Origin of the sequence: Streptomyces sp. KPB2 (genome assembly GCF_003950055.1) — a bacterium.
Taxonomy (GTDB): Bacteria; Actinomycetota; Actinomycetes; order Streptomycetales; family Streptomycetaceae; genus Streptomyces; species Streptomyces salinarius.
Genome location: NZ_CP034353.1, coordinates 4,528,948 through 4,551,323 on the forward strand (window position 1 = coordinate 4,528,948; position 22,376 = coordinate 4,551,323).

Sequence of the window (22,376 nt, forward strand, 5' to 3'; positions counted from 1 at the left end):
CTGGGTCTTCATGCCCGGTGGCGGCTCTTCCGGCAGCGGCCCGGGCCGGTCAGGCGGAGGGCACCCGGGGGAAGCGGGCCTGGAGGGACCAGATCGCCGGGTTGTCCGCCAGGTCCTCGTGCAGGTCGGTGAGGTCGGCGAGCAGGTCGTGGAGGAAGTCCCGGGCCTCCCGGCGCAGTTCGGTGTGGGAGAAGGACAGCGGGGGTTCGGACTCCGGCACCCATTCCGCCTCGATGTCGACCCAGCCGAAACGGCGCTCGAAGAGCAGGCGGTCGGTGGACTCGGTGAAGTCCAGCTCCGCCCGCTGCGGCCGGGCGGCCCGGGAACCGGCCGGGTCCCGGTCGACCTGCTCCACGATGTCGCACAGCGCCCACGCGAAGTCGAGCACCGGCACCCATCCCCAGGCTGTGGACAACTCCCGGTCCGCCTTGGTGTCGGCGAGGTACACGTCCCCGCAGAACAGGTCGTGCCGCAGGGCGTGGACGTCCGCACGCCGGTAGTCCGTCTGCGGCGGGTCCGGGAAGCGGGTGGAGAGGGCGTAACCGATGTCGAGCACGCAGCAGATGGTGTCACGGACAGCGGCGCCGGGACGGCCGGGTGCGCGTCCGTGGACGAGTCAGCTCGCCGCCGTGGCCCGGCTGACCGCCTCGCGCAGCAGGGCGCGGCGGCGTTCGTGCGTCTCCTCGGGCTCGTCGGCGGTCGCCGCGTAGACGTTGCTGACCGGTGACCAGGCCATGGACATGGCGATGACGAGGGCCAGCACGTCGAACGGGTCGCCCGGCCGCACCCGGCCCGCCGCCTGGGCCTCGGCGATGGCGCGGAGCTTGGTGTCGTCGCGGCGGTCGGCGTCGTCGACCAGGTGCCCCGCCGGGCGCCGCTCCAGCCGCGCCCAGGTGGCCAGCCGGATGAGGTCGGGGCGGCGCAGGTACTCGTCGTAGAGGCGTACGGCCCAGTCCGCGAGGTCGTCGGCGTCGATCGGCACGACGTTCACGATGCGGTCCAGCGAGCCGAAGAAGATCGCGTCGAACAGCCCGTCCTTGCTGCCGAAGTACGCGTAGAGCTGGGCCTTGTTGGTGCGGGCGGCGGCCACGATCCGCTCGACGCGCGCCCCGGCGATCCCGTGTTCGGCGAACTCCCGGGTCGCGACGTCCAGGATGCGCCGGTGGGTGGCGGCTCCGCGCGAGGTCAGGGGCTGGTCGGGGGCGCGGTTGGAAGTGCGGTCGGGCATGGCCCCAGGGTATCCCACGGTCAAACAGAACAGTTGGTTTGCTTGGTGCGGCGAGTGCGCCTAGGCTCGAATAGACCGAACAGTCTGTCTGAAAAATTGGGGAGAACCATGAGGACCACAGTGGGCTGGCGGGCGGAGCCCGCGAACGGCACCGCGACGACGCCGACGCTGCGCCGCGCACCGCTGGAACGGCGCGACCTGCGCCCCGACGACCTCGCCGTCCGGGTCGACTACTGCGGCGTCTGCCACACGGACCTGCACGCCCTCCGGGCCGGCGGCGGCACGGACGGGGGACCGGCCCAACCGGACCCCCTCGTCCCCGGACACGAGTTCACGGGCGTGGTGACGGCGACCGGGCCGGAGGTCACCCGGTTCAGGGCCGGCGACCCGGTCGCGGTCGGCAACATCGTCGACTCCTGCGGCGCGTGCGCCATGTGCCGGGTCGGCCAGGAGAACTTCTGCCACGCCTTCCCCACCCTGACCTACGGCGGCACCGACCGTGTCGACGGATCGACCACCCTCGGCGGCTACTCCCGTGAGTACGTGCTCGGCGAACGGTTCGCGTACTCCCTCCCGGCCGCCCTGGACCCGGCCGCCGCCGCCCCGCTCCTGTGCGCCGGGATCACCGTCTGGGAGCCCCTGCGCGCCCTCGGCGCCGGCCCCGGCACCCGTGTCGCCGTGGCCGGTCTCGGCGGCCTCGGCCACCTCGCCGTGAAGTTCGCGGTAGCCCTCGGCGCCGACACCTCGGTGATCAGCCGGTCGCCGGACAAGGCCGAGGACGCGCGCAGACTGGGCGCGCGCGAACTCGTCGTCTCGACGGACCCCGAGCGGATGGCCGCCGCGCGCGACCGCTTCGACATCGTGATCGACACCGTCTCCGCCCCGCACGACCTCGGCGCCTACCTCCGCCTGGTCGCGCTGGACGGCACGCTCAGTCACCTCGGCCACCTGGGACCGGTCACCCTGGAGACCCTCGACCTGCTCATCGGCCGCAAGAAGCTCAGCTCCGCGGGCAGCGGCGGCCGGAAGGGAACCGCCGAGATGCTGGCCTTCTGCGCAGCGCACGGCATCACCGCCGACATCGAACTCCTCCCCTCCGCCCGCGTGAACGAGGCCCTCGACCGGCTCGACCGGGGCGACGTCCGCCACCGCTTCGTCCTCGACCTCTCCGACCTGGACCGGTCCGGGCCGCAGGGCCCGACGGACGGATAGGTTGCCGGAGTGATCCTCACGCCGCTCGCCCTCACCCCCGACCGCGACATCCCGGGCCCCGTCCTCACCGAGCTCACCGCCCTCTACGCCTCCCAGCGTGCCTTCCACGCGCTCAGCGGCGACTTCCCCGACCCGGACGACGTCCGCCCGGAGCAGGTGGCGGCCGCCCTCGCCGACGAACTGGCGCGGCCCGGCGCCGAGGTGCTGCTCGCCCGGGAGGCGAGCCGGCTCGTCGGGATCGCGGTGACGCTCGCCCGGCATCCCGACCCGTCCGACCCGGACCCGTGGATCGGGCTGCTGATGGTGGACGCCGGCCTGGCACGGCAGGGGTACGGCAGACGGCTCGCGTCCCTCGTCGAGGACCGCCTCCGCGCCGCGGGCCGCACCGCCGTACGGCTCGCCGTCCTCGACGGCAACACCGCCGGCCTCGCCTTCTGGACCGCGCTCGGCCACACGGTCCTGGACCATCGCGAAGACCTCGCGGCCGGCCGCCCCTGCACGGTGCTGCGCAAGGAGCTGGAGAGCGACCGGCCGCGCACCCCGCGTCGCGCCGCCCGCGTCGCCGTGCTCGACCCCGAGGGCGCGGTCTTCCTCCTGCGCTACGACAACGTCGAGGTCGGCGTGCACTGGGCGATGCCCGGCGGCGGCCTGGAGGCGGACGAGAGCCCCCGCGAGGGCGCCCTGCGGGAGGTGCGCGAGGAGACCGGCTGGACCGACCTGGAGCCGGGCCCCCTGCTCTGCACCTGGGAACACGACTTCACCCACCTGGGCGTCGGCCCCGTCCGCCAGTACGAGCACATCTACGTCGCGCACGGTCCCCGTCGCGAGCCCACCGGCCCCGACCTCGCCGCCGCCCACGCCGCGGACGGCATCCTCACCTGGCGGTGGTGGACCCCGGCCGAACTCGCCGAGGCACCCGAGCCGCTCTGGCCGCCGGACCTGGCCCTGCTGCTCGAGGGCTTCGAGGGCCGCGGGAACGTCGGAGCATGAGCGTCACGGGCTGTCCGGCCTGCCGTCCCCGCGCAGCCAGTCCTCCCAGATGCCGGTGAAGTCCTCGTCCGGCGCCGACTTCTCCACGTACGCCGTGAAGTCCCCGGTGTCCGCGTTGCCGTGGCGGTGGGCGGCGGCCCAGCCGCTCAGCAGGTCCCAGAAGGCGTCGTCGCCGACCGTCCGGCGGATCTTGTGCAGCACCATCGCGCCGCGCTGGTAGACGGGGCTGTCCGAGATGTGCGCCGCGTCGGGCGGGTCGGCGGGCGGGAACGCCCAGATCGAGTCGTTCGCGTCCTCGTCGTCGTAGTACGTCCCGTCGTACAGCGCGTCGAAGGTCTCCTGGGCGGAGTCGCCGCCGTGGTCCTCCTCCCACAGCCACTCGGCGTAGGTGGCGAACCCCTCGTTGAGCCACATGTCCCGCCAGGTCTTCGGGCTGACGGAGTTTCCGTACCACTGGTGGGCCAGCTCGTGGACGAGCAGGACGGTGTCGGGGGCGCCGGGGAAGTAGGGGCGGTTCTGGGTCTCCAGGGCGTACCCGGCGTCCTCGTCCCGGTCGACGATCGCGCCGGTGGCGGAGAAGGGGTAGGGGCCGAAGTTCTCCTGACCCCACTCCATGATCTCGGGGATCCGCTTCAGGACCTTGCGGCTCGCGTCGGCCTGCGTCGGGTCGACCGCCGTGTAGACGGACAGGCCGTCGTCCGTGGTGGAGCGGGCGGTCTCCCACTCGCCCACGGCGACCGTGACCACATGGCTCGCCATCGGCTCGGCGGTGTGCCAGGTGAACGTCGTACGGCCGTCCCTGGTCCGCTCGTCGCGCAGTTCGCCGTTGGAGACGGCGCCGAGGCCCTCCGGCACGGTCACCGCGAGGTCGTACGTCGCCTTGTCGGAGGGGTGGTGGCTGCCGGGGAACCAGGCCATCGAGCCAGTCGGCTCGCCCAGCCCGACCGCGCCGTCGGCGGTGGGCAGCCAGCCCTCCTCGGAGTCGTCGGGGTCGGTGATCGTCTGCGGCTCGCCGGAGTACCGGACGGTCACGCGGAACGTCTCCCCGTCGTGCAACTCGTCGGCCGGACGCACGGTCAGCTCCTGCCCGGCCCGGTTGAAGCGGGCGTCGCGGCCCTCGACCTCCACCGCCTCGACGTCCAGACCCTTGAGGTCCAGGTCGAAGGCGGAGAGGTCCTCGGTGGCCCGGGCGGTGATCACGGCGGTGCCGGTGAGATGCCCGGCGTCGGCGTCCGTGTCGGGGTCGTAGTCCAGGGTCAGGTCGTAGTGGCCGATGTCGTAGCCGCCGTTGCCGGCCTTGGGGAAGTACGGATCGCGCACCCCCGAGCCGCCGGGGGTGCCGTCGACCGAGCCGCCGCCACTGCATGCCGCGAGGGCGAGTGCGGTGGCGGCGGTCACGAGCAGACGGGGGATGCGCACCTCGTGATCCTATGGGGTGTTTCACGTGAAACGCCCGCTGGGACCGGCTGTTGGGACCGAGGGCGGCCCGGGAGGTGCTGGTTCGGCGTGGGCCGGGAGGCCTAGTTCAGGGCCGCCGCGCCCGCCTGGGCGAACTTCTCGTCCAGGGCGCCGGAGGGGGCGCCCGCGACGCCGATACCCGCGATCGGCGCCTTGCCGGCGGTGACCGGGACGCCGCCGCCCAGGAACAGGGTGCCGGGGATGTCCTTCAGGTTCGGGGCGTTCTCCAGGCGGCCCTCCAGCTCGCTGGTCGGGGCGTTCCAGGAGACGGCCGTGTACGCCTTCTTCTCGGCCGACTCGTAGGACTGCGGGCCGGCGCCGTCGCCGCGCATGGTGAGGATCGTGTTGCCGTTGCGGTCGACGACCGCGACCGTGATCCGCTGGCCCTCCTTCTTGGCGGCCTTCAGCGCGGCCTGCGCGGCCTCGGTGGCGGCGTCGATCGTCAGGTGCGTGGAGGTGGTGGTGTCCCGCTTGCCGGCCGCGGCGGCGGGGGCGGCGGACACCGTGGCGTCCTGGGCGCTCTCGGGGGCGGAGGCGTTCGCGGCCACCGTGCCGAAGGTGCCGGCGGCGACGGCGGCGAGCACGGCACCGCCGGTGGCGACGCGGGCACGACGGGAGAGGGTCTTCTTCATGGTGAGCTGCTCCTCCGGGTGGGGCGGTCGGGTTCGTGTTCTCCACTCTCCGGCCGGAACCGGGGCCGCACGGTCGGCGTTCCGGCTGCTCGTGGGCGGCGGAACGGGTGACGGCGGGGTCGTCCGATCGGTTGACCCGCGGGGTGTCCGAACAGGGCACCATGGGAGTGTTCACGCAGCTCAGCGGTCTTCTGCGGCACGTTGTGGAACAGCAACGGCAGGAGATGCGGGCGTAAGGAGGCGGGTGCCGGATGCCGAAGCCGTACGACCACCCGGACGCCCGGTGGCTCGGCGCCGTCATGCACGTGGCGTTCTTCCTGCTGCTCGGCGGTGCCCTCGCCCGCTTCCTGCTGCGTCACCCCGGCGAGCCGCGCACCCCGTGGATCTTCGCCCTGTCCCTCACCCTCGCGGTGCTGCATCTGCTCGGGCCGGTCCTGAGCGGTCCCCGGCCGCCGCTCGGGCACCAGCCCTCCGGTCCCCAGCCGTCGGGTCCCGGCACCGTGCCCGCCCGGCGACGCCTGGCCTGGCTGGGGCCGGTGGTCGTGGTCTGGATGGTGCTGGTGGTGCTCGCGCCCAGCTTCGCCTGGTGTGCGGTGCCCCTCTTCTACACCGGCCTGCGCACCCTGCCGGCCCGGGCGGCGCTCGTCCTGGTCACCGTCCTGACGGTGTTCGTCGTCGCCGCGCAACTGCGGCTCGCGGGGGGCTTCGACCCGAACCTGCTGCTCGCCCCGCCCGCCGTCGCCGCCATCGCCGCCGCCGTGTTCCTGCACACCGAACGGCAGGCGGCCCGGCAGCGCCTCCTGATCGACGACCTGATCCGCACCCGCCGCGAACTCGCCGCCTCCGAGCGCCGCGAGGGCACCCTCGCCGAACGCCAGCGGTTGTCGATGGAGATCCACGACAGCCTCGCCCAGGGGCTGTCCAGCCAGCGGATGCTGCTCCAGGCCGCCGAGCGGGTCTGGGAGTCGGACCAGGACAAGGCCCGCGCCCACGTCCGGGGCGCCGCCTCCGTCGCCGAGCACAACCTGGCCGAGGCCCGCCGCTTCGTCCACGACCTGGCCCCGGCCGACCTCGCCCGGGGCGGCGGACTCGAGGCCGCGTTGCGGACGCTGGCCGAGCGGGAGTCCGGCGACCACCTCACCGTGCGCGTCCACGTCGAGGCCGGTGCCCGCGTCCCGACGCTGCCGGCCCGCGTCGAGTCGGCGCTGCTGCGCGTCGCCCAGGGCGCCCTGGCCAACGTCCGGGAACACGCGGGGGCGGCCCGCGCCGCGCTCAGCCTCACCCTCCTCGACGACGAGGTCGTCCTGGACGTCACCGACGACGGGCACGGCTTCGACCCGGCCCGCCCGTCCGGCGCCGGCGCGGGGGTGCGCGGACACGGACTGCCCGCCATGCGCGCCCGGTTGCGCCAGCTCGGCGGCACCCTGACCGTCGAGTCCGCGCCCGGCGAGGGCACCGTCCTGTCCGCCGCCGTGCCCCTGGACCTGTCCCGAACCGACCCGCAGGGTCCGGCGGACCCGCCACCCCCGCCGGACCCGGCCGACCCGCAGGAGGCCCCCCGATGACCGACCCGGCAGCCGGCGGACCCGCCCCCGTCCGCATCCTGGTCTGCGACGACCACGTCGTCGTACGCGCCGGACTGCTCGCCCTGCTCGACAGCGCCCCCGGCATCGAGGTGGTCGGCGAGGCGGGCACCGGCGAGGAGGCGCTCGCGCTCGCCGGGCGACTGGCGCCGGACGTCGTCCTGATGGACCTTCAGCTCGGCGCCGGGATCGACGGCGTGGAGACCACGCGCCGCCTCACCGCGGGCACCGGCCGCGTGCCGCACGTCCTGGTGCTGACCACGTACGACACCGACGCCGACATCACCCGCGCGATCGAGGCGGGTGCGACCGGCTACCTGCTGAAGGCCGAGCGCCCCGAGGAGCTGTTCGCGGCCATCCACGCCGCCGCCCAGGGTCGTACGGCGCTGTCCGGGCCCGTCGCCGGCCGGGTCATGGCCAACCTGCGCAAGCCGCGGCCCGCCCTCACCGACCGCGAGCGCGACATCCTGGCCCAGCTCGCCACCGGGCTCGGCAACCGGGAGATCGCCCGCGCCCTGTTCATCAGCGAGGCCACGGTGAAGACGCATCTGCGCCGCATCTACGACAAGCTCGGCGTCGACACCCGCGCGGGCGCGGTCGCGGTGGCCAAGGAGCAGCGCCTGCTGCCCTGAAGCGCCGCCCGCCGGGCCGCTGCCCTGCCCACGGGAACGCCGAAGGCCCCCCGGCCGGACATCCGGGGGGCCTTCGTACGGAACGAACGGGCGGGTGAACGTCAGACGTTCACGCCGAAGTCCTGGGCGATGCCCACGAGACCCGAGGCGTAGCCCTGGCCGACGGCGCGGAACTTCCACTCGGCGCCGTTGCGGTACAGCTCGCCGAAGACCATGGCGGTCTCGGTGGCCGCGTCCTCGGACAGGTCGTAGCGGGCGATCTCGGCGCCGCCGGCCTGGTTGATGATGCGGATGTAGGCGTTGCGCACCTGGCCGAAGTTCTGCGAACGGTTCTCGGCGTCGTAGATCGAGACCGGGAAGACGATCTTCTCGATGTCGGCCGGCAGACCCGCCAGGTTGACGTTGATCGCCTCGTCGTCGCCGGCGCCCTCACCCGTGCGGTTGTCACCGGTGTGGACGATCGTGTTGTCCGGCGTCTGCTTGTTGTTGAAGAAGACGAAGTGGGCGTCGGAGTAGACCTTGCCCTGCGTGTTGACCGCGATCGCGGAGGCGTCGAGGTCGAAGTCGGTGCCGGTGGTGGTGCGGACGTCCCAGCCGAGCCCCACGGTGACTTCGGTCAGGCCCGGAGCCTCCTTGGTGAGCGAGACGTTGCCACCCTTGGACAGGCTTACAGCCATTGTTGGGAGTCCCTTCCCTCGTTTACGTACGGCAAGAAAGCTACAGCTACCACCATGAACGTCGAGAGGGGTCCACAAGGTTCCGCCTCTCTTTACTTTCTTTACCGAGACCGGGCCCCGGATATTGGGGTGACGTGGGCCGTCCGGGGGCGGGAACATGGAGGGCATGTCCGGTCCCCATGTCATCCGCGGCTCCGTCTCCCTGCCCGAGGCCGAGCTCGTGTGGCGTTTCTCGCGCTCCTCGGGGCCCGGCGGGCAGCACGTCAACACCACGGACACGGCGGTGGAGCTGCGCTTCGACCTGGCGCGCACCGAGGCCCTGCCCGAGGTGTGGAAGCGGCGGGCGCTGGAGCGGCTGGCCGGGCGCCTGTCCGACGGGGTCGTCACCGTCCGCGCCTCCGAGCACCGCTCCCAGTGGCGCAACCGCGAGGCCGCCGCCGTGCGCCTCGCCGCCCTCCTCGCCGAGGCCACCGCGCCGCCGCCCCGGCCCCGCAGGCCGACCCGCATCCCGCGCGGCATCAACGAACGCCGGCTGCGGGAGAAGAAGCAGCGCTCCGAGACCAAGCGGGGGCGCTCCCCGAAGAACTGGGACTGAAGCCCGGTCAGCGGCCCGGTCGGTCCAGCTCCAGCACGCCGACCGTCTCCTCCTCGGCCTTCTCGCCGTTCGGGCAAAAGCCCAGCTTCCGGTAGAAGTCCTCGGGGCCGTGCGCACCGGGGTGCCAGGTGACGAAGCACTCCTGGCCGCCGCGCCGCCGGACCTCGGCGGCCACCGACTCCACCGCGAAGCGGCCGTACCCCCTGCCCTGTTCCCCCGCGTCGATGTTCAGGCGCCACAGGCCCGAGCGCAGCGCGCTGCCGTCGTCGTACCAGTCGATGCCGAAGAACCCCATGAGGAACCCGACGGGACGGTCGCCGTCGACGATCAGGCGCGGCCAGGCCTTCTCGCCGTGGACGTACGCCTCGGCGAGGGACTTCACGACCGGGGAGACGGCGAACTCCTGCTCGGGCCGCACCCGTATCGCGAGGGCGGCCTCGATGTTCGCGGGAGTGATCGGCTCGAGTCGGAGCCCGGTGCTGGTCGTCATGCGCGCACCCTAGGTCCTGTCGTCAAATTCCCGTCGTCCGCCCGAAGGGCGGGGCCGGCGGCGTCAGGTGCGTGCTCTCGGCGTGCCGGGCGTCGACCGGCGTACTGGTTGTACGTGGTCGGCGCCCGGTGCGGCGAGAGTGCGTGCATGGCGCCGCCGGGCAGACGGGAATTTGACGACAGGGCCTAGGCAGGGCGCGGGGGCGCGAGCGAGCGAATTCCCCGCTCAGCCCAACTGCCGGTACCGCCCCCGGAAGTAGGTGAGCGGCCCCCCGTCCGCGCTCGGCAGCGCGGCCGTCAGGACCCGGCCGATCACGAGGGTGTGGTCGCCGGCCGGCACCCGCTGCTCGGTGCGGCACTCCAGGGTCGCCAGGGCGCCGCCCGCCAGCGGTGCCCCGGTCGCCTCGCCCCGTACGTACGGGATGTCCGCGAACAGCAGGCGGTCGCTGACGCGGCCCTTCATCGCGAAGCGGCCCGCGATGTGCCGCTGGCTCTCGGAGAGGACGGAGACCGCCCACAGGGGCTGCTCGTCGAGGAGGTCGTCCATGCGGGAGCCCTCGCGCAGGCTGACCAGGACCAGCGGCGGGTCCAGGGAGACCGACATGAAGGCGGTGGCCGTCATGCCGACGTCCTCGCCGCGGGGCGCCAGCGGGTCGTCCGGGTCCAGCGGCGGCTCCTGCGCGGTCACCAGCACCACGCCCGAGGCCAGCCGGGACATGGCGGCACGGAACTCCTCGTTGCTCACCCCCTCAGCATGCCCTGAGGCGGGCGACGGGAACGGGGACGCGGGGGACGTGAGGGCCCCGGCGGACGTGAGGGAGGGAGTGTTCGGCACCCCGTCACGCTAATCTCCGGTGCGTGCGCCCGGCATCGGACCCCGGTCCGAACCGGGACCTAGGACCACGGAAGGAGACCGGGTGAGGAGACGTGCGCATACCCACAAACTTTGCGTTCGGTAAACACACGGGGAAAGCGCGGAATCCCCACTCAATTGTTCAGGTTTCCCTGTGACTTGAGTCACAAGGGGCGGTAATTGTTGACCCTGTGTACCGAGTGGGGAGCGCGCTGTGATTCAGTGGCGGGGAACCTGCAAGAGCACGATCCGGGGCACCATCAGTAAAGGCGCCGAAGAGAACCCTTGATTCACTGCGAGGTCTCGGGGGGAGGGCGAGCATGGAGACCGACTCGGAGCCCTATGTCCGCCTTGCGTCCCTGCGGCAGCTGCACCAGGCCATGGCCGACATGAACAAGGCCCGCAGCCTGGCCGACACCCTGCAGGCCGTCGCCGACGGCGTCGTCCAGGCCCTCGGGTACGAACTGGCGTGCGTCAACCTGGTCGGTCCCGATGGCGACCTCGTCGTCGCCGCCTTCGCCGGGAACTCGGCGGCCGAGGCGCTCATCACCGGCCGCTCCGGCTCCCGCGAGTCCTGGGACCGGCGCCTGAACATGGGCGAGCAGTGGGGCGACCTGATCTTCATACCCCACACCGAGGGCTGGGTCCTCGACGACGACGACGTCCCGCAGTGGTACACCGACGGGCCCGCGCCCCGCTTCGAGGACGAGTGGCACCCCTCGGACCGGCTCTTCGCCCCGATGTACGCCCCCGGCCCGCAGGGCGGCGGCAACAGCGGCGAGCTGATCGGCGTCCTGTCCGTGGACCGGCCGCGCAACGGCCGCCGTCCCGGCGCCTGGGGCCGCGAGGCTTTGCAGATGTACGCCTTCCAGGCCGCCATCGCGATCAGCAACGCCCGGCTCCGCTCCAACATGCAGCGCGCCCTGGTCCGCCTGGAGCGCGACCAGCAGGCGCTCAGGGCGAGCGAGGAGAGCTTCCGGCAGGCCTTCGAGTACGCCCCCTCCGGCATGGCCATCGCCGAGATGGGCGGCGACCAGCACGGCCGCATCCTGCGCACCAACGACGCGCTCTGCCGCCTGCTGGGCCGCCGCGCCTCCTCGATGCGCCGCTACGCCTTCTCCGACCTGGTGCACCCCGAGGACATCGGCACCCTGCTGCGCACCTCCGCCGAGGGCGGCCGGGCCGAGCTGCGGCTGGGCCGCCGCGACGGCACCTACGTCTGGGTCTCGCTGCGCAACAGCGTCGTCGCCGACGCCGCCGACGGGCCGCGCTTCCTGCTCACCCACGTCGAGGACATAGAGGAGCGCAAGCGCCGCGAGCTCCAGCTCGCCCACCGCGCCTCCCACGACTCCCTCACCGGCCTGCCGAACAGCGCCGAGCTGCGCTCCCGGCTCGCCGCCCGGCTGTGCCAGCGCCCGCAGTCCGCGCACGCGGCCGTGGCCGACGCCATGGACTCCGCCTACGGGCATCCGGCCGTGTTCGACTCCGGCGGCCACACCTTCGACTTCTCCGCCGTCGCCGAGCCGTACGGCGCCTTCGACCACCACGTGCACGCCGTGGCCCCCGAGGACGGCCGGGACGACGGCACCAAGGGGCTCGCGGTCCTCTTCTGCGACCTGGACGGCTTCAAGTCGATCAACGACCGGTTCGGGCACAACGCGGGCGACGCCGTGCTCATCGAGGTCGCCCGCCGGCTCAGCGGCGGGGTCCGCGACGGCGACACCGTGGCCCGGCTCGGCGGCGACGAGTTCGTGATCCTCGCCAACGGGCTCGGCCGGGCCGACGCCCAGGACCTCGCCGTACGGCTGCGCAACGAGATCATCCAGCCGATCCGGGCCGAGGGCCGGGCCGTCCGCGTGGGCGCCAGCTTCGGCATCGGCTGGGCCCACTGCGGCATGACGGCGGACGAAGTCCTGAAGTCCGCTGACGAACGGATGTACGTCGAGAAACGATCTCGTCCCAAACAGCACCGCCGGGCCGGATGATCACCAGGTCAGCGCGTTGATGCGGTCTGAGTCACCCGTTTGGGTCAGTGGGAGCGGGTAGGCTCGCTCTCTCACACACCCGTACCGCACACGCACCGCATCTGGTTAGGAGACCAAGGGATGACGCCCGGCAACAACGGCGCGAGCACGCCCGAGGACGACGACCCCTTCGGCTACCTCTACGCCGACGGGCAGGCCAACGGGGCCCAGCCGCCGTCCGGTGGCTATGGCTACCCGAACTCCGTCAACCGGGTGCGTCCCGTCGGCACACGGCAGTACGGCGCACCGCAGGGCCAGGCCGCCCCGACCCAGCAGGGCGCGTACGGGCAGCCGCAGGGCGCCTACGGTCAGCAGCAGGGGGCGTACGGGCAGCCGAACGCGCACTACGCCGCGCCGGAGACCTTCCCGGGCGGTGGCGGCCCCGGGGCCCCGCAGCAGCCGTCGGGACACGGCGGGGGCGGCGGGCGCCGCGGCCCGAACACCAAGGGCCTGCTGATCGGCGCGGTGGCGGTCGTCGCCGCCGTGGTCATCGGCATCGCGGTGGCCATGACGAGCAGCGGCTCCGACGACGACAAGGGCGGCAGCGAGGCGGGCGGCGACCCGACCCCGACCCAGTCCCAGAGCAGCGAGCCCAGCCCGTCCGCGAGCGAGGGCGCCGAGGAGGAGGCCGAGCTGCCCGCGACCGACGCGAAGGCGCTGCGGCTGTCGCCGGGCATGGGGACCGCCTCGGACGTCGAGGGCGCGGAGTCGGACGGCGGCGTCTACGTCACGGGCTTCAACCAGGTCGGCGCGAAGGTCACCTGGACCGTCAACGGCATCGAGAAGGCCGGCGGCTACCGGCTGAACGTGCGCTACGGCATTCCGGGCAAGGACGCCGACGCGACCCTGGTCATCAACGGCAAGGCGTCCTCGCGCCCGCTGAACATGAAGAACTTCGGCGGCACGCCCGAGGGCGACTGGGAAAAGGGCTGGCAGACCACCTGGGCCAACGTGAACCTGACCAAGGGCACCAACACGATCGAGCTGGCGTGCAACGAGGGCAACAAGTGCGACTTCGTCCTCGACAAGCTCTCGCTCCAGTCCGACTGACCGGGCGGCCCGGGTGACGCACCCGGGCCCGCACCCAGGCCCGCACTCAGGCCGCGCCCGCCTCCGCCGTCACCGCGACCCCGCGCCCGAGCAGCTCCTCGTACGCCGCCCGGTCGAACTCGCCCGCCACCGGTGACAGCACGGTGGCCGCCGACAGGGCGACCGCGCGGGTCAGCCGGTCCGGCCAGGGCAGGTGCTCCACCAGCCCGGAGAGCAGACCCGCCACCGCGGAGTCGCCCGCGCCGGTCGGGTTGCCGTGCACATGGGCCGGCGGGGCGGCGCGCCAGCGGCCCTCCGGGGTCACCGCGAGCAGCCCCTCGGCGCCCAGCGAGGCGACCACCGAGCGGGCACCGCGGCGCCGGGCGGCCTGCGCGGCCCGCTGCGGTTCGTGCGAGCCGGTCAGCTCGGCCAGTTCGTCGGCGTTCGGCTTGATCAGGTCCGGGCGGGCGGCCAGCCCCCGCCGCAGCGGCTCCCCGCTGGTGTCTAGCAGCACCGGCACGCCCGCGGCGCGCGCGGCCCGCACCAGCCCGGCGTACGCGCCCACCGGGACGCCCGGCGGCAGGCTGCCGCACAGGGCCACCGCGGCGGCGCCGGTCAGCAGGTCCTCGTAGGCCACCTGGAAGGCGTTCCACTCGGCGGGCGCCACGGCCGGGCCGGGCTCGTTGAGCTGGGTGGTGTCGCCGGTGCGCTCGTCGACGACGGCGACGGTGCGCCGGGTCGCCCCGGCGACCGGCACGAGCGCGTCGGTCACCCCGGGCACGCCGGTCAGCTGCTCGCGCACGACGCCCCCCGTGGTGCCGCCCGCGAAGCCGGTGACCGTGACCTGGTGCCCGAGGGCCGCCAGGACGCGGGCCACGTTCAGCCCCTTGCCGCCGGGGCGCTCGGTCACCTCGGTCACCCGGTGGGAGGCGTGGGGCCTGAGGCCCTGGACGCGGTAGGTGATGTCGAGCGCGGTGTTGAGAGTGACGGTGAGGATCACCGTGCCGACCTCCCCCGATCGTGTGCGGCTGGGCGTGCCCGCGGAGCTGCGCTCCACGACACGATCATGCCAAACGGCGGGCGGTCGGCCTAGGGGGTGTCGTTTGGATCAGGCCGGCTCCAGGCAAGGGTGCCGTGTGGCCGACCCGAGCGGGGTCTGGTGCGTGCAGCTGCAAGGCGGAGGAGGGCGGCAACGCGGAGCGTTGACAACCGACGACAACGCCGCAGATGTGCGTGCCAGGCCTCGCGACCCCGGCAAGATCCAAACGACACCCCCTAGCCCCCGGTCGGCCATCCCTGGAGGGCCCCGGAGCGGACTCGGGGACGGATCAGCCCAGTTGGGGATCGACCACCCAGGCGCCCCGGCGCATCACGCCCACCAGGTCGAAGGCGTCGTCCAGGACCACCAGGTCGGCGTCCTTGCCGGGTTCCAGGGAGCCGATCCGGTCGTCCAGGCCCAGCAGCCGCGCCGGGTTGGCGGAGATCGCCGCGACGACGTCCCCGACCGGCAGCCCGTCCACCGTCACCGCCCGCTTGAAGGCGCGGTCCAGAGTGAGCGTCGAGCCCGCGATCGAGCCGCCCTCCACCAGCCGGGCCACCCCGTCCGCGACCTCGACCTCCAGCGGGCCGAGCAGATAGCGGCCGTCGCCGAAGCCGGCCGCGTCCATCGCGTCGGTGATGAAGGCGACCCGGGCGGCACCCGCGTGGTGGAAGGCCAGCTGCAGCGCGGCCGGGTGCAGGTGCGTGCCGTCGTTGATCAGCTCGACGGTGATCCGCTCGTCCTCGAGGAGCGCGGTGATGGGACCCGGGGCGCGGTGGCCGACCGGGGGCATCGCGTTGAAGAGGTGGGTGGCGACGGTGGCGCCCGCGTCGATGGCCCGGACCGTCTGCTCGTACGTCGCGTCGGTGTGCCCGACGGCCGCGATCACGCCGTGCTCGACGAGCAGCCGTACGGAGTCCAGGCCGCCCGGCAGCTCGGTCGCCAGCGTCATCATCTTCGCGTGGCCGTGCGCCGCGTCGACCAGCTTGCGCACCTCGGCCGGGTCCGGGTCGCGCAGCAGCTGCTCGTCGTGCGCGCCCTTGCGGCACGGGGAGATGAACGGCCCCTCGAAGTGGATGCCAACGATGTCGCCCTGCTGCGCCAGCTCGGCGAGCATCCCGGCGTGCCGGGCGAGGAAGTCCAGATCACCGGTGACGGCGGAGGCGACGACCGTGGTCGTGCCGTGCCGGCGGTGGGTCTCGACGCCCTTGAGGACGTCCTCGGCGGTGCCGCCCGCGAAGGAGGCGCCGCCGCCGCCGTGGTTGTGGATGTCGACGAAGCCGGGGACCACCCAGTGGCCCGACACATCGACGACCTCGGCGTTCGGGGGAGCCGTGGCCGCGATCCGCGTGCCGTCGACGATCACGCGGCCGTCGTCCACGGTTCCGGTGGGCAGTACCACCCGGGCACCGGCGAGAACCTTGCTTGGGGCCATCAGGTGGTTACCTCCGGGGGAGTCGCGGCCGCGGCGGCCGTGGAAGCAGTGGATGTCGGAGCGGTCCGGGCAGCCGGGGCGGCCGGAGCAGCGCCGTCGAGCAGGTCCCAGGCCATCAGCCCGGCACCCAGGCAACCGGCGGTGTCCCCGAGTGCGGCGGGGACGATCTCCGGAAGCTTCTGGAAGGTCACGCGCCGCCGGACGGCGTCCCGCAGCGGTGTGAACAAGGTTTCCCCCGCCTCGGCGAGGCCGCCACCGATGATCAGGACACGCGGGTCCAGCAGGGTGAGCGCGGTGACCAGTCCGTCGGCGAGCGCGTCCACGGCGTCCCGCCACACGGCGAGCGCGCGGGCGTCGCCCGACTCGACGGCCTTGGCGCAGTCGGCGGCGTCCGCCTCCGGGTCGCCCGAGGCCTCGGCCCACGCCTGGCTGACCGCCGACGCGGACGCGAACCGCTCCAGACAGCCGCGCTGCCCGCACGGGCAGGCGACGCCGCCGGGGCGTACGACGACGTGGCCGATCTCGCCCGCGAAGCCGTGCGCGCCCGCCTCGACCCGGCCGTCGATGCCGATGGCGCCCGCGATCCCGGTGCCCAGCGGCACGAACAGGAACCGGTCGGCCCCCTGTCCGGCGCCGATCCGGCCCTCGGCGAGCCCGCCGGTGCGCACGTCGTGGCCGAGGGCGACCGGGACGGAGCCGAGCCGCTCGCCGAGCAGCCTGCGCAGCGGTACGTCGCGCCAGCCCAGGTTGGCCGCGTACACGGCGACGCCCCGCTCGGCGTCGACGATGCCGGGGACGGCGACGCCGGCGGCACCGGCCGGCTCGCCGAAGCGGTCCGCGCCGTAGGCCCGCAGCTCGGCGGCGAAGTCGAGGATGCCCGCGACGACCGCCTCGGGCCCCCGCTCACGGCCGGTGGCACGGCGTGCCTGGTGCAGCAGTTCGCCCCCAGGTCCCGCCAGGGCGGCCTTCATCCCGGTGCCGCCCACATCGAGGGCGATGACATGTCTCACGGGGACAGTGTGGCCCGTCTACCCGGGAGAGGTCTAGTCCACTCGCGTGGTGTAGACCTTAATCCGTTAAGCGAACACGCGAACGAGCAGTGAACAACGAGCAGTGAACGACGAGTCGTCGGCAGGGTTGGGGAACAGGGTGCAGCGGCGTAGGACAGGAACGATCGCGGTGGTGTCCGCACTGGGCATGACGGCGGTCCTCGGCGGCTGCGGGCTGACCGGCGACTCCGACGGGGTGACCCTGAAGCTGGTCGCCGCCGACTACGGCGACGGCAAGGAGAACAGCTCCCAGAAGTACTGGGACGAGCTGGCCAAGTCCTACGAGGCCAAGAACCCCGACGTGCACGTGGACGTCACCGTCTACTCGTGGAACGACGTCGACCGCAAGGTCCGCGAGATGGTCGAGGCGGGCAAGGCGCCCGACATGGCGCAGATCGGCGCCTACTCCGACTACGCGGACAAGGACCTGCTCTACCGGGCCGACGACGTGCTCTCCATCCCGGTCCAGGCCGACTTCGTCTCCCAGCTGGCCGCCGCCGGCCAGGTCAACGGCGTGCAGTACGGCCTGCCCTTCGCGGCCTCCACCCGCGTGCTCTTCTACAACAAGACCCTGTTCAACGAGGCCGGGGTCCAGCCGCCCAAGACGTGGGACGACCTGGCCGAGGCCGCCGAGGCGCTCGAGGAGAAGGGCGTGAAGTACCCGTACGCCCTGCCGCTGGGCCCCGAGGAGGCACCGGCCGAGACGATGCAGTGGATGCTCAGCGGCGGAGGCGGCTACACCGACGACGTCGGCACCTACTCGATCGACTCGCCGCAGAACGCCACCACCTTCACCTGGCTGCGCGACGAACTGGTCGGCAAGGGCCTCACCGGACCGGTCGCCCCCGGCAAGCTCAACCGCGCCGCCGCCTTCGAAGCCTTCGCCAACGGCGACGTGGGCATGCTCAACGGGCACCCCTCGCTGATGAAGATGGCCGCCGACAAGGGCGTGAAGTACGGGATGGTGACCACACCCGGCGCGGACGGCGAGAGCAGGAACACCCTCGGGGTCTCCGACTGGATGACGGCCTTCAAGAAGAACGGCCACCAGGAGGAGATCGGCGACTTCCTCGACTTCGTCTACAGCGAGGAGAACGTCCTCGACTTCTCCCGCGAGTACGGCCTGCTGCCCGTGACCACCTCCGCCTCCCAGACCATGAGCACCGCGCCGGAGGACAAGAACCTCAAGCCGTTCCTGGACGAGCTGCTGCTCTCCCAGCTGTACCCGGTCGGCAAGGCCTCCTGGGCCTCGGTCAGCGCGGACGTCAAGAAGCGCATCGGCGAGGCGGTCGCCCCCGGCGGCAGCCCCGAGGAGGTCCTCGGCGAGATCCAGGCGACGGCGATGCGGGCGAGCAGCGCGGAGTGACGGCCCGAGCGGCGGCCGCGTTGTCGGCGGCGGGCGTTACGGTTCCGTACATGGACCCGGGAGAGCTGGCCGAGCGGGAGCTGAGCATCCTCGCACTGGAACGCCGGGGCTTCAGCGGCCCCGGCGCCAAGGAGCGTGCCGTCCGCGAGGAGCTGGGCCTGGCCCCCGTCCGCTACTACCAGCTCCTCAACGCCCTCCTGGACGACCCCCGCGCCCTGGCCGCCGACCCGGTGACGGTCAACCGCCTGCGCCGGGTGCGGGAGTCGCGCCGCGCGGAGCGCTGAGATTGCCTTCGGCGCCGGCGGGATAGGTTCGCCGTATGGGCAGCCACCAGGACTCCACCCGAGACGACTCCCCACACCCCCTGCCGACGCCCGCGACGGCCGCCGGACGCGAAGGGCTCGACGCCCTTCTCGCCGACCCCGGCCGCGCGGTGGTCGCGCTCGACTTCGACGGCACGCTCGCCCCGATCGTGCCCGACCCCGACCGGGCCCGCGCCCACCCGGAGGCCGTACCGGCCCTCGCCGCGCTCGCCCCGAAGGTCGCCTCGATCGCCGTGATCACCGGCCGCCCCGCCGAGGTCGCCGTCCACCACGGCGGCTTCGCGGACGTCCCCGGCCTCGACCGCCTCGTCGTCCTCGGCCACTACGGCGCCGAGCGCTGGGACGCCGCCACCGGCACCCTCGCCACGCCCGCGCCGCACCCGGGCGTCGCCGCCGTCCGCGCCGAGCTGCCGGGGCTGCTGGAGCGGTCCGGGGCCGCGGCGCAGGGCACCTGGACGGAGGACAAGGGCCACGCGGTCGCCGTCCACACCCGCCGCGCCCCCGACCCGCAGGCCGCCTTCGAGGCCCTGCGCGCCCCCCTCGCCGACCTGGCCGCCCGCCACGGCCTGATCGTCGAACCCGGCCGCATGGTCCTGGAACTGCGCCCGCCCGGCATGGACAAGGGCGCGGCCCTGCGGTCGTACGTCCACTCCCTCGACGCCGGCTCGGTCCTCTTCGCGGGCGACGACCTCGGCGACCTCCCGGCCTACGCGGCCGTCGACATCCTCCGCACCGAGGGCACCCCCGGCCTGCTGGTCTGCAGCGCCAGCGACGAGGTGACGGAACTGCGCAGGCGCGCGGACGTCGAGGTCCCCGGCCCCGCCGGGGTCGTGGCCCTGCTGACGGCGCTCGCGCACCGGCTGGCCTGAGCCGACGTCACGGCCCCTTCCCCGGAGCGTCACAGGCGTGTCCGGACACCGCCGGCGGGGCAACCCGGCCCCGCCGCCCCGCTGTCTTGCACGCCGTAATGCCTGCTCAGTGAGGCACACGACCGTGGAGGAACCCGCCATGTCCGCTCGGAAGACCCCGATGCTCGCCCTCGCCGCCGTGGCCCTCGGCCTGGCGCTGACCGCCTGCGGCAACAGCGGCGGCGACGGCGACGTCAACGTCGACGCCGCCCCCACCGCGACCGCGACGAGCCCCGCGCAGACCCCCACGGCGCAGTCCCCCTCCGCGGACGACGGCACCGCCACCGGCGGCGCGTCCTCGCAGACCCCGACGGCGTCGAAGCCGGACCGGGGGACGGGGGTCAAGTGCACGGACCAGCGGGACTACGCCGGCGACCCGCGGTCCAACGCCGAGATCAACTCCATCGGCGCGGACACCGGCACCTGCCCCGAGCCGCAGTCGGGCAAGGCGCCCTCCGGCACCCCCAAGCAGGACGGGGTCAAGTGCACGGACCAGGTGAACTACGCCGGTGACCCGCGGCCGAACGCCGAGATCAACTCCATCGGCGAGGAGACCGGCACCTGCCCGCCGGTGCGGGACAAGTAGCCCGCGTCAGCCGCGCAGCGCCTCCAGCTGCTCCAGGAACCAGCGCGCCGGGGGCAGCGCGGTGCCGGCGGCCGCCAGCCGCTTCGAGCGTTCGGCCCGTTCCCCCGCCGGCAGGCCGAGCGCCGTGTGCAGCGCGTCCGCCGTCCCCACCACGTCGTACGGGTTCACCACCACGGCGTCCTCGCCCAGCTCCTCGTACGCCCCCGCCTCCCGGGACAGCACCAGCGCGCACCCCGCGTCGGAGACGACCGGCACCTCCTTCGCGACCAGGTTCATCCCGTCCCGGACGGGGTTGACCAGCGCCACGTCCGCCAGCCGGTACGCCGCCAGCGACCGCGCGAAGTCGTCCTTGAGATTCAGCACGACCGGCGTCCACCCCGGGGTGCCGAACTCCTCGTTGACCGCGTTCGCGACCCGCTCCACCTCGGCCGTGTAGTCCCGGTACACGGCGAGGTCCTGCCGCGAGGGGTAGGCGAAGGCGACGTGCACGACCCGCTCGCGCCACTCCGGCCGCCCGGCCAGCAGCTCCCGGTAGGCCAGCAGGCCCCGCACGATGTTCTTGGACAGCTCGGTGCGGTCCACCCGCACGATCGTGCGGCGGCCCTCCCCGATCTGCTCCCGCAGCTCCGCCATCCGCTCCTCGACGTCGGCCTCGTGCGACCGCTTCCGCAGGAAGTCGCCGTCGGCGCCGAGACCGTGCACGCCGATCTCCGTGCCGCCGAGCCCGCCCACCACCGCGTCGCAGCAGGCGGTGAACGCGTCCGCCCAGCGTCGGGTGAGGAACCCGAGCCGGTCGGCGCCCAGCATCCCGCGCAGCACCTGCTCGGCGATGTCGTCGGGCAGCAGCCGGAAGTAGTCGACCGGGGCCCACGGCGTGTGCGAGAAGTGGCCGATCCTGAGGTCCGGACGCAGCTCGCGCAGCATCCCCGGCACCAGCGTCAGGTGGTAGTCCTGCACGATCGCGACCGCGCCCTCGGCCGCCTCCTCGGCCAGCGCCTCGGCGAAGGCCCGGTTGTAGGCCTCGTAGGAGGCCCACTGCCGCCGGAACTCCGCGTCGAAGACCGGCTCCAGGGGCGTCTGGTACAGCATGTGGTGCACGAACCACAGCACGCTGTTGGCGATCCCGTTGTACGCGTCCGCGTGCACGTCGGCCGGTACGTCCAGCATCCGCACGCCGGCCTCGCCGACCCCGCGCCGCACCGCCTCGCGGTCGCCGTCGCCGAGCGCCGAGCACACCCACAGCGCGCCGGCGTCGGGGCCGATGGCCGACAGCCCGGACACGAGCCCGCCACCACCCCGTTTGGCGTGCAGCGACCCGTCCTCCCGGACCTCGTACGAGACCGGCCCCCGGTTGGAGGCGACCAGCACCTGAGCAGCACCGAAGCTTGAAGCCATACGCCTCAATCTAGCCCGGCCCCCCGAACCTCAAACGTTCCCCGGTGTCACCTCGGCGGCGATTCGGTCACGCGTCTTGTGCGGAAACTGTGAACAGGTTGAGGATGTGCGGTGCACATTTCAACTTCTTGGGGGGCGGGCGCACCATGCCCATACGCATACGTACGCGACACCCGCGCACCGGCGGACTCACCGGCACGGCGGCCCTGATCGCGGCCTGCGCGCTGGCCCTGGCGGGCTGCGGCGACGGCGGCGACGCGAGTACGAAGGCGGAGGCACCCACGGCGGCCACCGCGACCGCCACCGCGACGCCGAGCAGCAGCCCGACCCCCGAGACGTCCCCCAGCACTCAGACGCCGACGCCGACTCCCACCCCGACCGCCGCCACGCTGGCGGACTTCACCGGCCGCACCATGAGTGCGGCCGTCCTCGCCGCCAAGGGGGCACACGTCGACTACACCGTGCTCCTCCAGGGCACCGGGCAGCCGGCCTCCTCCTGGGGCCTCGACGAGAAGGTCTGCGAGCAGAGCGGCGGCTCCGGCACCGTGACCTTCACCGTCCCCCGCGACGGCCGCGACTGCGCCGGGCGCCTGCTGCACACGCCGAAGCCGACCCCGAAGCCGTCGAAGACCCGGGCCGACGGCACCGGCGGCACGAGCGGGGGCGGTGGAACCGGTGGCGGAACAGGCGGCGGCACCGGCGTCTGCGAGCTGATGAGCCCGGCCGGCAACTGCTACGCCGACGGCCAGTTCTGCGCCACGAAGCACCGGGGCCTGAGCACCCACGGCCGCGGCGGCGAGTACCTGACCTGCGAGCAGGACTCCGGTGGCAGGTGGCGCTGGTCGGACGGCGTCCCCGGCTGAGGCGCGGGGG

Annotated in this window: 23 protein-coding genes; 12 read left to right on the forward strand and 11 right to left on the reverse strand. The window is 73.4% G+C overall.

Features of this window, described 5'->3' with window-relative positions:
* Positions 1–49: 49 nt before the first annotated feature.
* On the reverse strand, positions 50–556 hold the full coding sequence (locus D1J63_RS20285; RefSeq protein WP_125630534.1) for a hypothetical protein: 507 nt from the start codon (positions 554–556) through the stop codon (positions 50–52).
* A gap of 60 nt (positions 557–616) precedes the next feature.
* Complete coding sequence (locus tag D1J63_RS20290) at positions 617–1,228, reverse strand: TetR family transcriptional regulator (protein WP_125630536.1); 612 nt, start codon at positions 1,226–1,228, stop codon at positions 617–619.
* 108 nt (positions 1,229–1,336) lie between these two features.
* On the opposite strand from D1J63_RS20290, the gene D1J63_RS20295 reads away from it, so the two are divergent.
* Both D1J63_RS20295 and D1J63_RS20300 read left to right on the forward strand, forming a co-directional pair.
* Positions 1,337–2,440: an NAD(P)-dependent alcohol dehydrogenase gene (locus tag D1J63_RS20295; protein WP_125630538.1), complete on the forward strand. Its 1,104-nt coding sequence runs from the start codon at positions 1,337–1,339 to the stop codon at positions 2,438–2,440.
* A 9-nt stretch (positions 2,441–2,449) separates the two neighbouring features.
* Complete coding sequence (locus tag D1J63_RS20300; protein WP_125630540.1) at positions 2,450–3,430, forward strand: bifunctional GNAT family N-acetyltransferase/NUDIX hydrolase; 981 nt, start codon at positions 2,450–2,452, stop codon at positions 3,428–3,430.
* 3 nt (positions 3,431–3,433) lie between these two features.
* Here the strand turns inward: D1J63_RS20300 and D1J63_RS20305 are convergent, their stop codons facing one another.
* Together D1J63_RS20305 and D1J63_RS20310 are read right to left on the reverse strand one after the other, a co-directional pair.
* The gene (locus D1J63_RS20305) at positions 3,434–4,849 is read right to left on the reverse strand and encodes a M1 family metallopeptidase (protein WP_125630542.1); all 1,416 of its coding nucleotides are present in this window, start codon (positions 4,847–4,849) and stop codon (positions 3,434–3,436) included.
* Between the two features lie 101 nt (positions 4,850–4,950).
* Complete coding sequence (locus D1J63_RS20310; RefSeq protein ID WP_125630544.1) at positions 4,951–5,520, reverse strand: heme-binding protein; 570 nt, start codon at positions 5,518–5,520, stop codon at positions 4,951–4,953.
* A 251-nt stretch (positions 5,521–5,771) separates the two neighbouring features.
* Between D1J63_RS20310 and D1J63_RS20315 the strand changes: the two genes are divergently transcribed.
* Both D1J63_RS20315 and D1J63_RS20320 read left to right on the forward strand, forming a co-directional pair.
* Positions 5,772–7,085 (forward strand): sensor histidine kinase, encoded by a 1,314-nt coding sequence (locus D1J63_RS20315; RefSeq protein ID WP_125630546.1) that lies wholly within the window; start codon positions 5,772–5,774, stop codon positions 7,083–7,085.
* Positions 7,082–7,735, forward strand: a complete 654-nt coding sequence (locus D1J63_RS20320) for a response regulator transcription factor (protein WP_125630548.1) — start codon at positions 7,082–7,084, stop codon at positions 7,733–7,735. Before D1J63_RS20315 ends, D1J63_RS20320 begins: the two co-directional genes overlap by 4 nt.
* A 101-nt stretch (positions 7,736–7,836) precedes the next feature.
* On the opposite strand, the gene D1J63_RS20325 is transcribed toward D1J63_RS20320, so the two are convergent.
* Positions 7,837–8,412: a TerD family protein gene (locus tag D1J63_RS20325; protein ID WP_102929939.1), complete on the reverse strand. Its 576-nt coding sequence runs from the start codon at positions 8,410–8,412 to the stop codon at positions 7,837–7,839.
* 157 nt (positions 8,413–8,569) lie between these two features.
* Between D1J63_RS20325 and arfB the strand changes: the two genes are divergently transcribed.
* Positions 8,570–9,007 (forward strand): alternative ribosome rescue aminoacyl-tRNA hydrolase ArfB, encoded by a 438-nt coding sequence (gene arfB / locus D1J63_RS20330; protein ID WP_125630550.1) that lies wholly within the window; start codon positions 8,570–8,572, stop codon positions 9,005–9,007.
* Positions 9,008–9,014: 7 nt separating this feature from the next.
* Here arfB and D1J63_RS20335 read toward each other — a convergent pair whose 3' ends face one another.
* Complete coding sequence (locus tag D1J63_RS20335; RefSeq protein WP_125630552.1) at positions 9,015–9,497, reverse strand: GNAT family N-acetyltransferase; 483 nt, start codon at positions 9,495–9,497, stop codon at positions 9,015–9,017.
* A 225-nt stretch (positions 9,498–9,722) separates the two neighbouring features.
* Complete coding sequence (locus D1J63_RS20345) at positions 9,723–10,331, reverse strand: flavin reductase family protein (protein WP_125630554.1); 609 nt, start codon at positions 10,329–10,331, stop codon at positions 9,723–9,725.
* Between the two features lie 338 nt (positions 10,332–10,669).
* On the opposite strand from D1J63_RS20345, the gene cdgB reads away from it, so the two are divergent.
* Both cdgB and D1J63_RS20355 read left to right on the forward strand, forming a co-directional pair.
* Positions 10,670–12,334, forward strand: coding sequence for a diguanylate cyclase CdgB (gene cdgB, locus D1J63_RS20350; RefSeq protein ID WP_125630556.1), 1,665 nt, complete (start codon positions 10,670–10,672; stop codon positions 12,332–12,334).
* A 120-nt stretch (positions 12,335–12,454) separates the two neighbouring features.
* Entirely contained in the window at positions 12,455–13,423 is a 969-nt protein-coding gene (locus D1J63_RS20355; protein WP_125630558.1) for a CBM35 domain-containing protein, read from the forward strand.
* A gap of 46 nt (positions 13,424–13,469) precedes the next feature.
* Here the strand turns inward: D1J63_RS20355 and D1J63_RS20360 are convergent, their stop codons facing one another.
* The 3 genes from D1J63_RS20360 to D1J63_RS20375 all read right to left on the reverse strand — a co-directional run bounded on the left by D1J63_RS20360 (position 13,470) and on the right by D1J63_RS20375 (position 16,886).
* Complete coding sequence (locus D1J63_RS20360) at positions 13,470–14,402, reverse strand: 1-phosphofructokinase family hexose kinase (RefSeq protein ID WP_125635632.1); 933 nt, start codon at positions 14,400–14,402, stop codon at positions 13,470–13,472.
* Between the two features lie 328 nt (positions 14,403–14,730).
* Positions 14,731–15,876, reverse strand: a complete 1,146-nt coding sequence (gene nagA, locus D1J63_RS20370) for an N-acetylglucosamine-6-phosphate deacetylase (protein WP_125630561.1) — start codon at positions 15,874–15,876, stop codon at positions 14,731–14,733.
* Complete coding sequence (locus D1J63_RS20375) at positions 15,876–16,886, reverse strand: ROK family protein (protein ID WP_125630563.1); 1,011 nt, start codon at positions 16,884–16,886, stop codon at positions 15,876–15,878. The genes nagA and D1J63_RS20375 overlap by 1 nt, the downstream gene beginning before the upstream one ends.
* A gap of 187 nt (positions 16,887–17,073) precedes the next feature.
* Here D1J63_RS20375 and D1J63_RS20380 point away from each other — a divergent pair, with 187 nt between their 5' ends.
* The 4 genes from D1J63_RS20380 (at position 17,074) to D1J63_RS20395 (ending at position 20,108) form a co-directional block, all read left to right on the forward strand.
* The gene (locus D1J63_RS20380) at positions 17,074–18,291 is read left to right on the forward strand and encodes an extracellular solute-binding protein (protein ID WP_206436812.1); all 1,218 of its coding nucleotides are present in this window, start codon (positions 17,074–17,076) and stop codon (positions 18,289–18,291) included.
* A gap of 50 nt (positions 18,292–18,341) precedes the next feature.
* Entirely contained in the window at positions 18,342–18,575 is a 234-nt protein-coding gene (locus D1J63_RS20385) for a DUF3263 domain-containing protein (protein ID WP_125630567.1), read from the forward strand.
* Between the two features lie 35 nt (positions 18,576–18,610).
* Positions 18,611–19,483 carry a trehalose-phosphatase gene (gene otsB / locus D1J63_RS20390; protein WP_125630569.1) on the forward strand — a complete coding sequence of 291 codons (873 nt, stop codon included), beginning with the start codon at positions 18,611–18,613 and terminating at the stop codon, positions 19,481–19,483.
* A 139-nt stretch (positions 19,484–19,622) separates the two neighbouring features.
* A complete protein-coding gene (locus tag D1J63_RS20395; protein ID WP_125630571.1) occupies positions 19,623–20,108 on the forward strand; it encodes a hypothetical protein in 486 nt (161 codons plus the stop codon).
* 6 nt (positions 20,109–20,114) lie between these two features.
* Here D1J63_RS20395 and D1J63_RS20400 read toward each other — a convergent pair whose 3' ends face one another.
* The gene (locus D1J63_RS20400; RefSeq protein WP_125630573.1) at positions 20,115–21,503 is read right to left on the reverse strand and encodes a trehalose-6-phosphate synthase; all 1,389 of its coding nucleotides are present in this window, start codon (positions 21,501–21,503) and stop codon (positions 20,115–20,117) included.
* 146 nt (positions 21,504–21,649) lie between these two features.
* Here D1J63_RS20400 and D1J63_RS20405 point away from each other — a divergent pair, with 146 nt between their 5' ends.
* Positions 21,650–22,366: a hypothetical protein gene (locus D1J63_RS20405; RefSeq protein ID WP_125630576.1), complete on the forward strand. Its 717-nt coding sequence runs from the start codon at positions 21,650–21,652 to the stop codon at positions 22,364–22,366.
* Positions 22,367–22,376: the final 10 nt, after the last annotated feature.

Coding starts and splice junctions, on each gene's coding strand:
- D1J63_RS20400 (WP_125630573.1), bottom strand. CDS start 21,503: ATGGCTTCAAGCTTCGGTGCTGCTCAGGTGCTGGTCGCCTCCAACCGG.
- otsB (WP_125630569.1), top strand. CDS start 18,611: ATGGGCAGCCACCAGGACTCCACCCGAGACGACTCCCCACACCCCCTG.
- D1J63_RS20355 (WP_125630558.1), top strand. CDS start 12,455: ATGACGCCCGGCAACAACGGCGCGAGCACGCCCGAGGACGACGACCCC.
- D1J63_RS20395 (WP_125630571.1), top strand. CDS start 19,623: ATGTCCGCTCGGAAGACCCCGATGCTCGCCCTCGCCGCCGTGGCCCTC.
- D1J63_RS20325 (WP_102929939.1), bottom strand. CDS start 8,412: ATGGCTGTAAGCCTGTCCAAGGGTGGCAACGTCTCGCTCACCAAGGAG.
- D1J63_RS20295 (WP_125630538.1), top strand. CDS start 1,337: ATGAGGACCACAGTGGGCTGGCGGGCGGAGCCCGCGAACGGCACCGCG.
- D1J63_RS20380 (WP_206436812.1), top strand. CDS start 17,074: ATGACGGCGGTCCTCGGCGGCTGCGGGCTGACCGGCGACTCCGACGGG.
- D1J63_RS20405 (WP_125630576.1), top strand. CDS start 21,650: ATGCCCATACGCATACGTACGCGACACCCGCGCACCGGCGGACTCACC.
- D1J63_RS20335 (WP_125630552.1), bottom strand. CDS start 9,497: ATGACGACCAGCACCGGGCTCCGACTCGAGCCGATCACTCCCGCGAAC.
- D1J63_RS20310 (WP_125630544.1), bottom strand. CDS start 5,520: ATGAAGAAGACCCTCTCCCGTCGTGCCCGCGTCGCCACCGGCGGTGCC.
- D1J63_RS20320 (WP_125630548.1), top strand. CDS start 7,082: ATGACCGACCCGGCAGCCGGCGGACCCGCCCCCGTCCGCATCCTGGTC.
- D1J63_RS20385 (WP_125630567.1), top strand. CDS start 18,342: ATGGACCCGGGAGAGCTGGCCGAGCGGGAGCTGAGCATCCTCGCACTG.
- D1J63_RS20315 (WP_125630546.1), top strand. CDS start 5,772: ATGCCGAAGCCGTACGACCACCCGGACGCCCGGTGGCTCGGCGCCGTC.
- D1J63_RS20290 (WP_125630536.1), bottom strand. CDS start 1,228: ATGCCCGACCGCACTTCCAACCGCGCCCCCGACCAGCCCCTGACCTCG.
- arfB (WP_125630550.1), top strand. CDS start 8,570: ATGGAGGGCATGTCCGGTCCCCATGTCATCCGCGGCTCCGTCTCCCTG.
- nagA (WP_125630561.1), bottom strand. CDS start 15,876: ATGGCCCCAAGCAAGGTTCTCGCCGGTGCCCGGGTGGTACTGCCCACC.
- cdgB (WP_125630556.1), top strand. CDS start 10,670: ATGGAGACCGACTCGGAGCCCTATGTCCGCCTTGCGTCCCTGCGGCAG.